15 protein-coding genes and 1 tRNA gene are annotated in these 13,024 nt (G+C 56.1%); 10 read left to right on the top strand and 6 right to left on the bottom strand.

Annotated elements, in window-relative coordinates; all coding sequences use genetic code 11:
- Positions 1-59: 59 nt before the first annotated feature.
- Entirely contained in the window at positions 60-368 is a 309-nt protein-coding gene (locus tag WBL42_RS08530) for a transcriptional regulator (RefSeq protein ID WP_424720853.1), read from the bottom strand.
- The gene (locus WBL42_RS08525; protein ID WP_424028436.1) at positions 365-610 is read right to left on the bottom strand and encodes a MarR family transcriptional regulator; all 246 of its coding nucleotides are present in this window, start codon (positions 608-610) and stop codon (positions 365-367) included. The genes WBL42_RS08530 and WBL42_RS08525 overlap by 4 nt, the downstream gene beginning before the upstream one ends.
- Before the next feature lie 70 nt (positions 611-680).
- On the opposite strand from WBL42_RS08525, the gene WBL42_RS08520 reads away from it, so the two are divergent.
- Positions 681-1,052 (top strand): hypothetical protein, encoded by a 372-nt coding sequence (locus WBL42_RS08520; protein WP_424720852.1) that lies wholly within the window; start codon positions 681-683, stop codon positions 1,050-1,052.
- Positions 1,053-1,124: 72 nt separating this feature from the next.
- On the opposite strand, the gene WBL42_RS08515 is transcribed toward WBL42_RS08520, so the two are convergent.
- The 3 genes from WBL42_RS08515 to nadX form a co-directional block, all read right to left on the bottom strand.
- Positions 1,125-1,718, bottom strand: coding sequence for a HEAT repeat domain-containing protein (locus tag WBL42_RS08515; RefSeq protein ID WP_424720851.1), 594 nt, complete (start codon positions 1,716-1,718; stop codon positions 1,125-1,127).
- A 147-nt stretch (positions 1,719-1,865) separates the two neighbouring features.
- Entirely contained in the window at positions 1,866-2,708 is an 843-nt protein-coding gene (gene nadC, locus WBL42_RS08510; RefSeq protein WP_424720850.1) for a carboxylating nicotinate-nucleotide diphosphorylase, read from the bottom strand.
- Positions 2,709-2,722: 14 nt separating this feature from the next.
- Positions 2,723-3,481, bottom strand: coding sequence for an aspartate dehydrogenase (nadX, locus tag WBL42_RS08505; RefSeq protein ID WP_424720849.1), 759 nt, complete (start codon positions 3,479-3,481; stop codon positions 2,723-2,725).
- Positions 3,482-3,585: 104 nt separating this feature from the next.
- Here nadX and WBL42_RS08500 point away from each other — a divergent pair, with 104 nt between their 5' ends.
- From WBL42_RS08500 to WBL42_RS08475, 6 genes are all read left to right on the top strand, one after another.
- Positions 3,586-4,866 carry a MiaB/RimO family radical SAM methylthiotransferase gene (locus WBL42_RS08500; RefSeq protein WP_424720848.1) on the top strand — a complete coding sequence of 427 codons (1,281 nt, stop codon included), beginning with the start codon at positions 3,586-3,588 and terminating at the stop codon, positions 4,864-4,866.
- 38 nt (positions 4,867-4,904) lie between these two features.
- Positions 4,905-5,513: a hypothetical protein gene (locus WBL42_RS08495; RefSeq protein WP_424720847.1), complete on the top strand. Its 609-nt coding sequence runs from the start codon at positions 4,905-4,907 to the stop codon at positions 5,511-5,513.
- A 286-nt stretch (positions 5,514-5,799) separates the two neighbouring features.
- Positions 5,800-6,225 carry a metal-dependent transcriptional regulator gene (locus WBL42_RS08490; RefSeq protein ID WP_424720846.1) on the top strand — a complete coding sequence of 142 codons (426 nt, stop codon included), beginning with the start codon at positions 5,800-5,802 and terminating at the stop codon, positions 6,223-6,225.
- A gap of 234 nt (positions 6,226-6,459) precedes the next feature.
- Positions 6,460-7,479, top strand: a complete 1,020-nt coding sequence (locus tag WBL42_RS08485) for a metal ABC transporter substrate-binding protein (protein WP_424720845.1) — start codon at positions 6,460-6,462, stop codon at positions 7,477-7,479.
- Positions 7,470-8,234: a metal ABC transporter ATP-binding protein gene (locus WBL42_RS08480; RefSeq protein WP_424720844.1), complete on the top strand. Its 765-nt coding sequence runs from the start codon at positions 7,470-7,472 to the stop codon at positions 8,232-8,234. Before WBL42_RS08485 ends, WBL42_RS08480 begins: the two co-directional genes overlap by 10 nt.
- A gap of 9 nt (positions 8,235-8,243) precedes the next feature.
- The gene (locus WBL42_RS08475) at positions 8,244-9,116 is read left to right on the top strand and encodes a metal ABC transporter permease (protein ID WP_424720843.1); all 873 of its coding nucleotides are present in this window, start codon (positions 8,244-8,246) and stop codon (positions 9,114-9,116) included.
- 192 nt (positions 9,117-9,308) lie between these two features.
- On the opposite strand, the gene WBL42_RS08470 is transcribed toward WBL42_RS08475, so the two are convergent.
- Positions 9,309-9,382 (bottom strand) — tRNA-Ile (locus WBL42_RS08470).
- Between the two features lie 153 nt (positions 9,383-9,535).
- On the opposite strand from WBL42_RS08470, the gene iorA reads away from it, so the two are divergent.
- The 3 genes from iorA to WBL42_RS08455 are packed head-to-tail and all read left to right on the top strand — an operon-like array spanning position 9,536 to position 12,603.
- Positions 9,536-11,305: an indolepyruvate ferredoxin oxidoreductase subunit alpha gene (gene iorA, locus WBL42_RS08465; RefSeq protein WP_424720842.1), complete on the top strand. Its 1,770-nt coding sequence runs from the start codon at positions 9,536-9,538 to the stop codon at positions 11,303-11,305.
- The gene (locus WBL42_RS08460; RefSeq protein ID WP_424720841.1) at positions 11,302-11,886 is read left to right on the top strand and encodes an indolepyruvate oxidoreductase subunit beta; all 585 of its coding nucleotides are present in this window, start codon (positions 11,302-11,304) and stop codon (positions 11,884-11,886) included. The genes iorA and WBL42_RS08460 overlap by 4 nt, the downstream gene beginning before the upstream one ends.
- Complete coding sequence (locus tag WBL42_RS08455) at positions 11,887-12,603, top strand: DNA-methyltransferase (protein ID WP_424720840.1); 717 nt, start codon at positions 11,887-11,889, stop codon at positions 12,601-12,603.
- The last annotated feature ends 421 nt before the right edge of the window (positions 12,604-13,024 follow it).

The following is a 13,024-nucleotide window of genomic DNA, read 5'->3' as shown; positions in this document are numbered from 1 at the left end:
AAAGCGGTCTTTTCTGCAGCAGTGCAGAGTGTGGGAATGATGAAAAGGATCAGGTTTTTCTAAAATTTTTTGAGTGCACACTGGCAGACGTCACATAAATTGATGTCGCTCTCACCGGTGACAACGGCAAGCGCCCAGCGGTCAATTAACAGATCCAGTTCTGTGGAGATCGCGACTTCGCCTGCACCCCGCTTCCTGCTTATGTACTGGGAGACTGCTGCCCTCGTGACACCCAGCTTCCTGGCTGCATCACTCTGGCTCAGGCCCTGCTTTTGTACCAGCCGGACCACCATCTCCGCCCGCATGGGTGGAAGGAGATTCCGGACCATAGTATCGCAGTGCATCAGGGTACAGGTATGCTTAGTCATGCAAAGGCCTGCTGCGGCTTAGCTGACTGGGCAGTCCTGAACTGGTAGATGATCTGGCGTGCATCGCGGAAGTTGAACTTCTCGATGATCAGTTCGCGTTCCTTGAGTTTCTTTAATGCATAGCGGACGGTCCGCGGCGCGAGGTGGCTCTTCTGGACAATGTCCTTGTGGGTCATCGCCCCGCCTGTTCCAAGTATTTCAAGCACCGTCTTCGAGGAGGGTGGTAAGGTTGTAGGATACATGATGATAATGTTAACACTGTTAACATATCAACCTGTCGGTAATATATGCCGCCATTCTCCATATTCGATCATGTTCATGCGCCAGGAACGCGTGGCCCTGCTCCTTCTTGCAGGTGTGGCGGTTGCCGTACTTGCCGCCCATGTGGTCCTCAGTACGATCGGCAAACAGCCGTTTGCCCACTCGTTTTCCAGCACAACTGCTGACGGGGAACTGGTGATCGTTGAGGGTACGGTTGATCAGGCGAGTGTACTTGCGAACGGGGGGCATCTCATCCTCCAGGTAAATAACATCTCGATATTTATTCCATCGGAAGCTGCCCGGAACCTGACCCTGCACGAAGGGGATGTGATATCGGCATATGGGACCGTCCAGACGTATCGCGGGAAAAAAGAGATCGTGGTGAACTCCCGGGACGATATCCACGTTGCCGCACCCTCCTGATACAACAATCCGGTGCATCATCCTCTGCTGTTTCTTCCGCGGAAAAAGATCCCGCCTGGTTTCTTGTGCTGGTTATGCGGGTTTTGGCCCGGCACTTACGTTCGTCTGGCCGCGCCTGATATTTATGTCAGAGAGGGCTTTCCGCGCCGCATCCCGGACACTTTCATCCATATCATTCAGTGCTTCGGTAAGACCGGGAACTGCCCGTTCATCCGCGATGCTGCCAAGTGCCCATGCAGCGTCCTTCCGCACCCGTGTTTTCTTGTCCTTCAGGAGGATGATCAGCCGGTCTACGGCCCGTGAATCCCTGAGTTTCCCGAGCCCCCACGCAGCGCCGGCACGGAGCCATTTATCTTCCGAGGTTGTTGCAGCAAGGAGCGGCTCCAGCGCCCGCAGGTCACCGATCTGCCCGAGCGATTTCGCCGCAAGCCACTGGACATCCACATACGGATCATGCAGCGCAGCAATCAGCGGTTCGACCGCATCCGTGTCATGCTCTGCACCAAGCGCCTCGGCTGCATGCCAGCGGAAGTTGAGATTGGAATCTTTGAGGAGCGCAATAAGTCTCTGAACCCGTTGCTTCTTCTTCGCTGCCTCTGCCGCCATCTCTTCCGGTGTCAGTTCACGGGAACCGGCACCGGCAGCAGTTATCTCTGCATCCGCCATCCAGCATCTCAGTAGCCACCCATGCGTTACTACTCCCCATTAACCTTTTCCTTTTTCCGATCCTTTCGGAAACGGGCACAGAAAAGAGAGCGGGCATCGCATGTTTCACAAGAAACAACTGTCGTTTGCCAGGTCAGGATGATCGATCTACGCGGGCAGGATTTCCAGGCTGAATGAAAAATTCTTCACCGTATGAGTCAGGGCGCCCATGCTGATGATGTCGACCCCGCATGCGGCATAGTCCCGGACCGTGGCCTCATTAATCCCGCCGGAGATCTCGAGGATGACCTTGTCCCGGAGCCCGTGTTTCTCCAGCGCAGATACGGTCTCCTTTGCCTGTCCCGGTGTCATGTTATCGAGCATGATGATATCGGCACCTGTTTCCGCTGCACGTATTGCATCGGCAGATGACTCCACTTCGACCTCGATCTTCTTGTACGTCGAGTGCTGTCGGGCGGCCCTGATTGCCTTTTCGAGAGGCACCACGGCAAGGTGGTTATCCTTGATCAGGATCCCGTCGCTCAGGTTCATCCGGTGAGGGTCCCCGCCACCGACGAGTACCGCTTTTTTATCGAATCTCCGGAACCCGGGACAGGTCTTGCGGGTCCCAGCCACACGGCATCCGGGGCTGACCGACCGGACAACACCCGCTTGTGTATGGGTTGCTGTGGCAATCCCGCTCATCCTCCCCATGATGTTGAGGGCGGTACGTTCCACGAGGAGGATCGCTTTTGCCTTCCCGGAAAGCCGGAGGATCACGTCCCCGGCCATAGCGGGAACTCCGTCCTTTTTTTCGGATGTCACTGCTACGCCGAAATGGGAGAAGAGCGCTGCCGCTTCCGCCATGCCGGCAATGATCCCGTCGTGCTCTGCCCGGATGATGGCCGTGCAGGAAACATCCGGTATGACCGCGTCCGAGGTTATATCCCCGGCCGGCACATCCTCTTTGAGGAACTCCAGCAGTTCATCGAGATGCAGCCCGTCAGTCATGCGTGGTGGCTCCTTCATGTCCCGACAACGATCGGGTCGTCAATCTTTTCCAGGAGCGACAGTATTGACAGGGCGGCAAGGTAACTGGTCGCCGGGTTGTCCGGGCTAGGGAAGTTCGTGACCCTGATGTAGGTTTCGCCAAAGTCCCCTTCTATGAACAGCTCGTGCACGTTACGATCTACGGCCGGGTCCACAAAGAGCTCGACATCGGTGTCCATACCGGCGGCAAGGCTCATCGCAACCGAGACGTTGACGTTCTTGGGAAATGCCTTGATGCACTCGTTTGCCTTTCCCGAGAATATCCGCCGCCGCTCCTGTGTATTGATGCCAAGCGAAGCGGGACTCTTCGTGGTCCTCAGGAGCAGCCTCCTGATCGTCGAGATCCTGCCGATCTTGAGGTTATCAAGGCCGAAGATCGCCCCGCTCGGGATATAGACTTTCTTCCCGTGTTCGCGTGCCCTGCTGCGGAGGGTCTCCCGGAACGCGGTGTCGGTGAGGGCGCCGACGCTCATGATCACCACATCTTTGTTATGCGTAAGGATATCTTCTGCAAATAGTCTCGCTGCGCTGACGGAAGCCGCCTCCACAACGATATCGAAATCGGCGGCAACGAACCCGGAAAAATCCCGGTAGGCGGTTGCACCGGAGATCGCAGCGATCTCAGAAGCCCTGGCGTACACTTCATCGTATACGGCTGCGATCGTGAAGCCGCCGGAGTGCCGGGCGATGATGTGCCCGATATTTCCACAGCCAAGCAGCCCGATTTTCATCATAATAAACAGATTATGGGTGCAATTGGTTAAGGGTTGTGATTTAACAAACACATATACCGCCGGCATGGCAATATTCTCCACTATTCGCCCTGAGGAACCGGATCATGATCTCCCGGCATACCCCCGACCCCCGCAAGCGGCCAAAAGGCTTAGCCTCCGGCCCGGATGAGCTGGACCGCCTCCGCTCCCGCCGCGTCTTCATCGAGACTTATGGGTGCCGGTACAACTTCGGGGATACGGCAAAACTGGTCGAGATCCTGAGGGATCAGGGCTGCACCATCGCCTGTTGCCCGGAGGATGCGGATGCGGTGATCGTCAATACCTGCACGGTAGTGGGCTCTACAGAAAGGCGTATGCTGCGCAGGCTTTCTGCCCTCCGGGACCACGAACTCTGGGTTGCCGGCTGCATGCCTGCTGTCCAGCGTGACGCGATCTTCACTGTCTGCACTCCTTCCATCATCTCTCCGGAGGCCATTTACGAACGGTACCGGCAGATCGGTACCATGGCCCCGGGCAGTATCGGGATTGTCCAGCTGTCGCAGGGCTGCACTGGTACCTGCACGTACTGCCTCACCCGCTTTGCCCGGGGCCCGATACGGAGTTTTTCCGCGGAGGAGATCTGCGGACAGGTGAGGGCCAGTGTACAGGCTGGTGCTGCGGAGATCCAGCTCACGGCCCAGGACGTCAGCGCGTGGGGATCTGACACCAACAACTCGCTTCCCGCCCTCCTTGCGGCCATCGATGCCGTGCCGGGCCGGCACCGGGTCCGCGTGGGGATGATGAACCCGGCGACCGTACTCCCCGTTCTCGACGAGCTCGTGGACGCGTTTGCCGGTGACCATATCTTCAGATTCATCCATCTCCCGGTCCAGTCGGGCTCCGATGCGGTCCTTGGGTGGATGGGGAGGAGGTACACGGTTGCAGAGTTCGAAGAGATTGTTGCTGCGTTCCGGAAACGATTCACGGAGATCACTATCGCGACTGACATGATCGTCGGATTTCCCGGTGAGACCGAAGAGGATTTCTCTGCCTCGCTGGCTCTTCTCCGGCGCGTACAGCCAGGTAAAGTGAACGTGACCCGGTATTCCCGCCGCCCTTTCACCCCCATCGCCAGCGAAAAAGACTTCCCGGATTCTGTCAAAAAAGACCGTTCGCGCCATATGGAAGACTGTGCCGGGGAGATCTATGCAAAGGTTAATGCAAAGTATCTCGGGACGGAAGTCCCGTTTCTTGTTACGGAAACGGTCCGGGAGGGATCAGTTATGGCCAGATCCCCGGGATACCTCGGGATCGTGATCAACGAGGACCTGCCGGTCGGCTCCGAAGGACGGGTAATCCTGAAAAAAGACCGGAAATATTTTTTTATTGGTAAACGTGTTGCCTGATCCCGGAATGGAGCGTTGATCGGTACCGGGGGGTTTTATTGCTACTGCAGGAACATCTCTTATCCTTAAAGAACGTGAACGTAGCATACGTGATCGCGCAGAATACGGTGAATACCATGGATGAGATCGAGACCGGGTTTGATAGGCTGATGCAGAAGATCGATGAGCTGCACACCAAAGAGAAGTCCCTGACTGCCACTGTGAAGGAGAACGATGCCAGGCTCCTGAAGAAGATGTCGAAGTCAGCAGTTCCTGTAGTGAATGTGGTAGGGCTCAATATGCTCAGGATGGGCAAGCAGGACACCAAGGGCGAGATTTATGATCCCGCATACTATCCCCAGAAGATGATCATTCTCGGGAAGGCGGACCCTGCGGGGTTCCGTCCGGACAACCCGACAAAGGAGATCACCGACCAGTTCTGCGTGCTCTCTGAGGACGGCGACTTCTTTGAACTGATGTACAGTTTCGACGGGTTCCTTACGGACTCCTTCCTCAACCCAATCGATGCCCGCAAGGCGATAGAAGTGTACGGGTACGATGTCATGTTCATGCTCTACCGGGCAATGCATGACTATCTCGAGGGCGAAGAGAAACTGGTCGGTGCGCTGGAAACAGTCCTTGACTATATCTTTGCGCGGGTAAAGTAATTTTTTTTAATCATCTTTGACCGGGAGAAATTCCGGATAGAGATCGTGGAATTTTTTTTTATTTTTTTACTGTTCTGACTTTTTTATTTGTTGTGGGTGGAGATTCTGACAGGATAGCAGTTGGTGGCCGCTTTCTTACGTTATAACAACTCCCCCGTCGATGGTCAAAATACAAGAAACGGAAGCGGAAATCGATGGAGGATTATGGCATCCAGATCATCCGGTGCACCGGAGATCTTTGGAGCAACCGCAAACATTTTCTGGTTTACCCGATAACCTCGTCACCATGAGCAGGGATACCGGGCTTGAACTTTCGCCAAAGAAAGTAGAATATATCAAATTCGTGAACGGGAAAAATGGCCCTGTGAAGACGAATGACCTGGCTGCCGGGTTTGGTGTAGACCCTTCAACTATTACAAAAACAATTGTTGAACTTGCCGATGACGGACTCCTGGTTTACACGCCCTATCATGGGGTATCTCTTTCGGCAAAAGGAACAATCATGGCAGAATTCCTGGTAAAAAGACACAGGATACTCGCGCTGGCGCTGACGCATTTTGGCCTTTCGCATGATCAGGCTTGTCTTGAGGTCGCAAGGTTTGAGAGTTTCGTATCAAAAGATGCAATCGATCAGATGTGCAGGGCCATGGGGCATCCCAACAAGGGTATATGCGGGGACATCACGCATGATGATGGTTGTCTCCGGGCATGAGGCCGGGAAAAGGAACGGTCGTCACGTACATCTTACCTGATCAGTCTGGGCATTTTCGACATTATCCCGAAGATACGGCTGAACAGTATTTTCAGCAGGAACTGATATTGAAATTTGGGTGATGTCCAAAATTCTCACAACTATTATATGCACAACCCGCGAAGCAGATTTGCAGAAAGGGCACACAAGTGCATGCGAAGGATTGTGATCCGGATGGTGCAAAGACCATATAAATTGATTCTGCCGATCGCGGCTCTGGTAATCATCATTGTACTCGTTGCAGCAACCGGCTGCACGAGCAGTTCACAGGGATCTCATCAACCGGGTGCGGTATCCGCAGATAATACCACAGGAGGCTTATCCAATACCGGCGTCTCAGGATCAGCATCAGCTGCAGGTACTGGTTCCCGTGGTGGATTACTGGTAATCACGTCATTTCGCCCGTTCACGCTTCTCGTTGCCCCCGTTGGCGGAGATCATATAACAATTACCCAGATACTTCCTCCCGGGGCCGATCCCCATGATTATGAGCCGACACCGGACGATGCCGTGGCTCTCAAAAACGGGAAGATTTTCTTCTATGACGGGCCGTTCCTCGAACCTTGGGCAGCAGATCTTGCCGCCTCGACAAACCCTGATATACAACTCGTGACCTTTGCCGATGCCATCCCGGGACCTGTATATGACCAGATGAAAAGCCAGTACGCGGACTTCCCGAACCTGACAGAGGACCCGCATCTCTGGTTATCGCCGCAGCTCGCAGAGTATTATGTACCCTACGTAGCCCAGCAGTTATCAAAAGCAGACCCGGAAAATGCGACCGATTACCAGAATAATGCTGCAGCATTTGAAAAACGACTGGAACACCTTGATTCCGACTATAAGGCAGGGTTTTCAAACTGCTCCACCAGAACGTTCCTGAGCTCTCATGCCTTCCTTGACTATACTGCGGCGGCGTATAACCTGACACCGATCTCCATTGCGGGGATGAACCCCGATGCTGAACCTTCCCTGCAGCAGATGTCGGCTATCATCGGCGAGGCAAAGTCAGATAATGTCCGGGGAGTACTCGCGGAGCCGGATGAGGCAGAAGACCTGAGTAAATCCGTATCTGCCGAACTCAATCTTCCCGTGTACCCGTTCACCACAATGGAGGTACTCCCGGCGGGTCCCCTGACGGCTGAGGATACCGATTACGTGGCGATCATGGAGAACAACCTGCAGGAAATGAAGAAAGCGATGGTGTGCCAGTGATACGTTCCGGGAGTGAACAGGTCTGTCTCAACCTGGACAATGTCTGGTTTGCTTACGGGGCCAATACTGTCCTCGAAGATATCTCTCTCTCGATCCGCCAGGAGGAGCTCGTGGGAATTGCCGGGCCGAACGGTTCGGGAAAATCCACCCTCATGAAGATCATGGTCGGCCTCATGAAGCCTGACAAGGGGACCGTTTCATTCACCTGCCATATCGATGAATGTGAGGGTATGACCCCCTGCAGGCCCTGTATCGGCTATGTACCCCAGAACCCGATAATCCGGCAGGAACGATTTCCGGTTACTGCCCGTGAGGTCGTTGAAATGGGGACCTTTGGCCAGATCGGACTATTCAGGCGCATGAACTCCGACAGTAAGCAGGCAGTCGATAATGCAATCGCAGAAGCAGGTCTTGAAAATGTGCAGGATGAGTTGTTTTCCGACCTCTCCGGCGGCCAGCAGCAGAGGACCCTGATCGCCCGGGCACTTGTCGGCAGGCCACATATCATCGCTCTTGATGAACCGACCAACGGTGTGGATGCACAGAGCAAACAGGAATTCTATAAACTGGTCACTCACCTGAACAAAGTGCACCGGATCACCGTCCTGATGATCCTGCACGACCTGCCTGACCTGGCAGCGCATGTTGAACGGGTCATATTCCTGCAAAGGAAGGTGATCTACGATGGTCCCTCTGCGAACCTGAATGCAGAAGGCCTGTGGAACCTGATGATAGAGGCAGGCAGAAGCACCTGAGAAGAGATCATGGTCCTTGAATTTTTATCCTACCAGTTCGGAGTCCGCGCCTTGATAGGCGGGTTGATCGTCGCAGTCACCTGTTCGAGCATCGGGGTGTTTCTCGTCCTCCGGAGGCTCTCTCTCGTTGCAGACGGGTTAAGTCATGTAGCCTTCGGCGGTATTGCTTTTGGTTTATTCGCGGGAATTTATCCGTTATACACTGCGGTGGTCGGTGTGGTTCTCGGGGCATTGGGTATACACGCCCTTGGGAAATTACGGGTGGCCTCGGATGCGGCAATAGCGATCATGTTTGCAGCAGGGCTTGCAATTGGTATTATTCTTATAAGTATCACGCAAAATGTGGCTGTTGACGTCCTGTCGTTTCTTTTCGGGACAATCCTTGGTATAAACCAGACCGATCTCTACCTCGCCGCAGGTCTTGGAGTAATTGTCATCGGTATTTTATTGTTGTTCTGGAAGGAATGGGTGGGGATCACGATTGATGCGGAGTTCGCACGGGTTTCAGGGCTGCCGGTGCCGGCACTGGAACTTGTTTTCACGATATTGACCGGTTTAACCGTAGTAGTCGCAATGCGGCTTGTCGGTGTACTCCTGGTATCAAGCCTGATCGTGATCCCGGCATCTGCGATGATACAACTGAAGATGCCGTTCAGGCAGACTGTGCTCTCTGCATGCGGTGTAGCAGTTTTCTCGGTTGTTGCAGGACTGCAGTTGTCATTCATGTATAACCTCGCCCCGGGCGGGTCAATTGTCCTTGTTACCATCGGTTTCTTTATCCTTGCCGCGATCATGGCACGGGTGTTCCCGAAAATCCCAAAAAAACCAACGGGAGGCAGCTGGCATCATCAGTGCAACCGATTGCCCGGAGAGATCCGGTAAGGGAATGGTTGGTGACCAAATACATCATTAAAAATTCCCGCCCCACGGTCGTCCGGTCAGGACCTGCCTGGATACTATTTTCTGGAAAGTCGCTTTTTACCGTGAGAGTAAAAATACGGGCATGCCGGGCCGTATCCAGCCACTCCGTGCGCAGAGAGGAACCTCTCTGATATAAAAACGTGAAAAGAATGATGGGCCCGATGTGATTCGAACACATGACCTCCCGGTTATCAGCCGGGCGCACCACCGGGCTATGCTACGGGCCCAAAAGTTTGCCTTGAATTTACCCTAATAACTACTCCATCAGAGTTTTTATAGGTTGTGAATACGGGGCCGGGATCCTGTGTTCCCCGGACAGGGACCGTGTACAGATAGGGATATGTGTAAAAAAACCACGGTACTAATACGGAACTGGGATCATGGTACGAAAATATCTCCTCGGGAATGAAGCGATTGCGCATGCGTGCGTCGAGTCCGGAGTCGATTTTGTCTGCGGCTACCCGGGCACACCGTCTTCTGAAGTGATCGACACCCTGCGCATGCAGCAGGACCGGCCGTATTATCTCGAATGGTCGGTGAACGAGAAGGTCGCGCTGGAGAATGCCCTGGCAGCCGCATGGTGCGGCATCCGCGCCCTCTGCACCATGAAGCACGTGGGGCTGAACGTGGCAGCCGATCCTCTGATGACGAGCGCCTATACCGGTGTGACCGGCGGCCTCGTGATCCTGAGCGCGGACGACCCGTTCGCCCACAGTTCCCAGAACGAGCAGGACACCCGGTGCTATTCCCACTTCGCCCGCATCCCCTGCCTTGACCCCGCCAGCGTGCAGGAAGCGCATGACATGATCCCCGCCGCGTTCGAACTCTCCGAGGAGTTCGGCCTGCCCGTGCTCTTCCGGCCCACCACGCGTATCTGCCACTCAAAGGGCGATGTCGCGCTCCAGCCTGCCGCTGCCAGCACACGCACGGGCGAATTCCACAAGGACCCCCGGCAGTACGTGGTGATCCCGGCCCATACCCGCGTGCTCCACAAGAAACTCAACGAGAAGCAGCCGGAGGTACGGAAGCGGCTGGTAGAGAAAGGGTTCAACCGGTACGAGATCCGGGGGAAGACGGCGATCATCGCGAGCGGGATCGGGGCGACCTATGTGCAGGAGTTCCTCCCTGAAGATATCTCCTTCATGAAGATCGGCGCTTACCCGATCGATGAGGAATGGCTCGGGGATTTCGTCCGGAAACACGAGAAAGTGCTCGTTATCGAGGAACTCGCTCCTGAAGTCGAGGAGACCGTGCGGCAGGTTGCAGGTTGTGTACCTGTTTTCGGGAAGAAGAACGGCTACGCACCCTATGAGGGTGAGTTGTCCCCGGCTGCCGTGGCTGCGATCATGATAAAGGCGGGATTCCTGAGGGCAAGCCCGTTCGTCCCCTCGGAACCGTTCCCGAACCTGCCCCCCCGGCCCCCGATACTCTGTGCCGGCTGCCTGCACCGCGGGGCGTTCTATGCGATCAAGAAGGTGTTCAAAGATGCGATCTACCCGAGCGACATCGGGTGCTACACCCTCGGGCTCCAGCTCGGGGTGGTTGACACCACCATCTGCATGGGCGCATCCATCACGGTCGGGAGCGGCATCGCGCATTCCGGCGAGAAGCGCGACGTGGTCTGCACGATTGGTGATTCGACGTTCCTGCATACCGGCATCCAGGGGCTCCTCAACGCGGTCTACAACGGCGCAAACATGACCGTTGTAATCCTCGACAACCGGATCACGGCAATGACCGGCCACCAGCCGAACCCGAACTCCGGCCAGACTGCCTGTGGTGTTGAAACGCCGCCCGTATCGCTCGACGCCCTCTGCCGGGCCTGCGGGGTTACATTTGTCGAGACGGTCGATCCCTATGACATGACCGGCATGGTGAACGCGCTGCAGGAGGCAAAGAAGCGGAACGGTGTGAAAGTGATCATCGCCAAGCAGCTTTGTGTCATCACGGCCCGCCGCGCCGGAGTGAAACGCGGGCGATACACGGTTGATCCGGAGGCCTGCACGGGATGCGGTACCTGCGTGCGGTTCGGCTGCCCCGCGATCGAGTTTGCCGATGAGAAGGCACAGATCAACGAGTTGTGCAGCGGGTGCGCGGTCTGCGTCCAGCTCTGTCCTGTGGGAGCAATCGTGCGGGAGAGCAAGAAATGACCGGCAGTTACGATATCCTGATCGTCGGGATTGGGGGACAGGGCACGATCCTTGCCTCCAATATCCTCGGCGAAGCCTGCCTGATCGAGTGCCGGCACGTAAAGGGTGCGGAGACCCACGGCATGGCCCAGCGCGGCGGCTCGGTCGAGAGCCACATCCGGATCGACGGGCAGTTCGGCCCCCTGATCGCGCCCGGGCAGGCAGACCTGCTCATCTCGTTCGACCTGCTCGAAGCGCTCCGGTACTCCCACTTCCTTAAAAAAGACGGCAAAATTGTTGTGAACAGTCATATGGTCCTCCCCACCTCTGTCTATACGCAGAAACTTGCAGCCCCTTCGGAGGATGAGATCATTTCCGGGCTGAAGAAGTACGAGCTCTGCCTGCTCGATGCGGACAGGATTGCATCTGATGCGGGCAGCCCCCTCTCGCAGAACGTAGTGATGCTCGGTGCGGCATCCGCGTGGATGCCCCTCAGACCGGCCACGCTTCTCGAATCCGTCCGGCGGCTCGTGCCGAAGAAAACGGTCGAGATCAACACGAAGGCGTTCGAGATGGGAAGGGACGCCTTCGGGAAGCACTGAATGCGACGCGGGACGGGTGGGCCGGAGCCTGACAGGATTCATGAAGGAGATGCACTGGACCTCCTTCCGCAGGTCCCCGATGGGACCGTGGACCTGATCATCACCGACCCCCCGTTCGCGATCGACTTCCGGGCACAGCGGCTCAACTATAACCGGAAGGGGGCGAATGTCCTCGAAGGGTACCGCGAGATCCCGGAAGCAGAGTATGGGACGTTCACCCGACTGTGGATGGCGGAGGCGGCCAGGGTTCTTGCACCGACCGGGAGCATGTATGTCTTCTCGGGCTGGAACCGGCTCCGTGACATCCTTGAAGGGCTGGATGCCGCTGGACTGACTACGGTCAACCACCTGATCTGGAAGTACCAGTTCGGCGTCTTCACGAAGAAAAAGTACGTGACCAGCCATTACCACATTCTCTTCGTGGTAAAAGACCCGAAGAAGTACACCTTCAACAAGCTCGATCATTACCCCGAGGATGTCTGGACCATCCAGCGGGAGTACTGGAAGGGCAAGATGAAGACCCCGACAAAACTCCCACGGGAGATCGTCCGGAAGATCCTGCTCTATTCCAGCAACCCCGGCGACCTCGTGCTCGACCCGTTCCTGGGATCGGGGACGGTGGCGGTCGTGGCACAGCAGGAAAACCGGCATTTCCTTGGTTTTGAGGTCGTTCCGGAGTACTGCGCCTTTGCGAACGAATGCCTGAAGAACCGCTGAATGCACCGGATCTCATCCAGCTGGTGGTTCCGATGAGGGATCAGATCCCGGTGTAACTCCCGTGGGGGGGTACCCACCCCTCTCCGGTTCCCGGGCCGGATCCGGGGCTGGGAACCCCCTCTCCCCGTTTTTCCGGAAGTACTGAAAATGTGCTCCACCGTCTGTACTTCCACGCGAACTATCACGGTTGTTCATGCAGACGAGGGGGGTGGGTACCCCTCCGGTGCACGGAGGGGTGGGTAGGGGGCCCCCCGCCGGATTTTAAAGAGGGGGGAGGGGGCTGGCACGATTTTTTCCGGAACTGTGGGGGGGGTATACCGGAGACCCCCCCTGTTCAAAACCATAAAAACAACAGGAACGCTGAGGGGGGGAATTGAACCCCCGAGGCACTTTCGCACCACAGGCTTTCCAGGCCTGCGCC

The organism is Methanoregula sp. (genome assembly GCF_049686655.1).
Lineage (GTDB): Archaea > Halobacteriota > Methanomicrobia > Methanomicrobiales > Methanospirillaceae > Methanoregula.
This window is presented reverse-complemented; position numbering and strand designations above follow the sequence as displayed.

Coding starts and splice junctions, on each gene's coding strand:
- WBL42_RS08530 (WP_424720853.1), bottom strand. CDS start 368: ATGACTAAGCATACCTGTACCCTGATGCACTGCGATACTATGGTCCGG.
- WBL42_RS08525 (WP_424028436.1), bottom strand. CDS start 610: ATGTATCCTACAACCTTACCACCCTCCTCGAAGACGGTGCTTGAAATA.
- WBL42_RS08520 (WP_424720852.1), top strand. CDS start 681: ATGTTCATGCGCCAGGAACGCGTGGCCCTGCTCCTTCTTGCAGGTGTG.
- WBL42_RS08515 (WP_424720851.1), bottom strand. CDS start 1,718: ATGGCGGATGCAGAGATAACTGCTGCCGGTGCCGGTTCCCGTGAACTG.
- nadC (WP_424720850.1), bottom strand. CDS start 2,708: ATGACTGACGGGCTGCATCTCGATGAACTGCTGGAGTTCCTCAAAGAG.
- nadX (WP_424720849.1), bottom strand. CDS start 3,481: ATGATGAAAATCGGGCTGCTTGGCTGTGGAAATATCGGGCACATCATC.
- WBL42_RS08500 (WP_424720848.1), top strand. CDS start 3,586: ATGATCTCCCGGCATACCCCCGACCCCCGCAAGCGGCCAAAAGGCTTA.
- WBL42_RS08490 (WP_424720846.1), top strand. CDS start 5,800: ATGAGCAGGGATACCGGGCTTGAACTTTCGCCAAAGAAAGTAGAATAT.
- WBL42_RS08475 (WP_424720843.1), top strand. CDS start 8,244: ATGGTCCTTGAATTTTTATCCTACCAGTTCGGAGTCCGCGCCTTGATA.
- iorA (WP_424720842.1), top strand. CDS start 9,536: ATGGTACGAAAATATCTCCTCGGGAATGAAGCGATTGCGCATGCGTGC.
- WBL42_RS08460 (WP_424720841.1), top strand. CDS start 11,302: ATGACCGGCAGTTACGATATCCTGATCGTCGGGATTGGGGGACAGGGC.
- WBL42_RS08455 (WP_424720840.1), top strand. CDS start 11,887: ATGCGACGCGGGACGGGTGGGCCGGAGCCTGACAGGATTCATGAAGGA.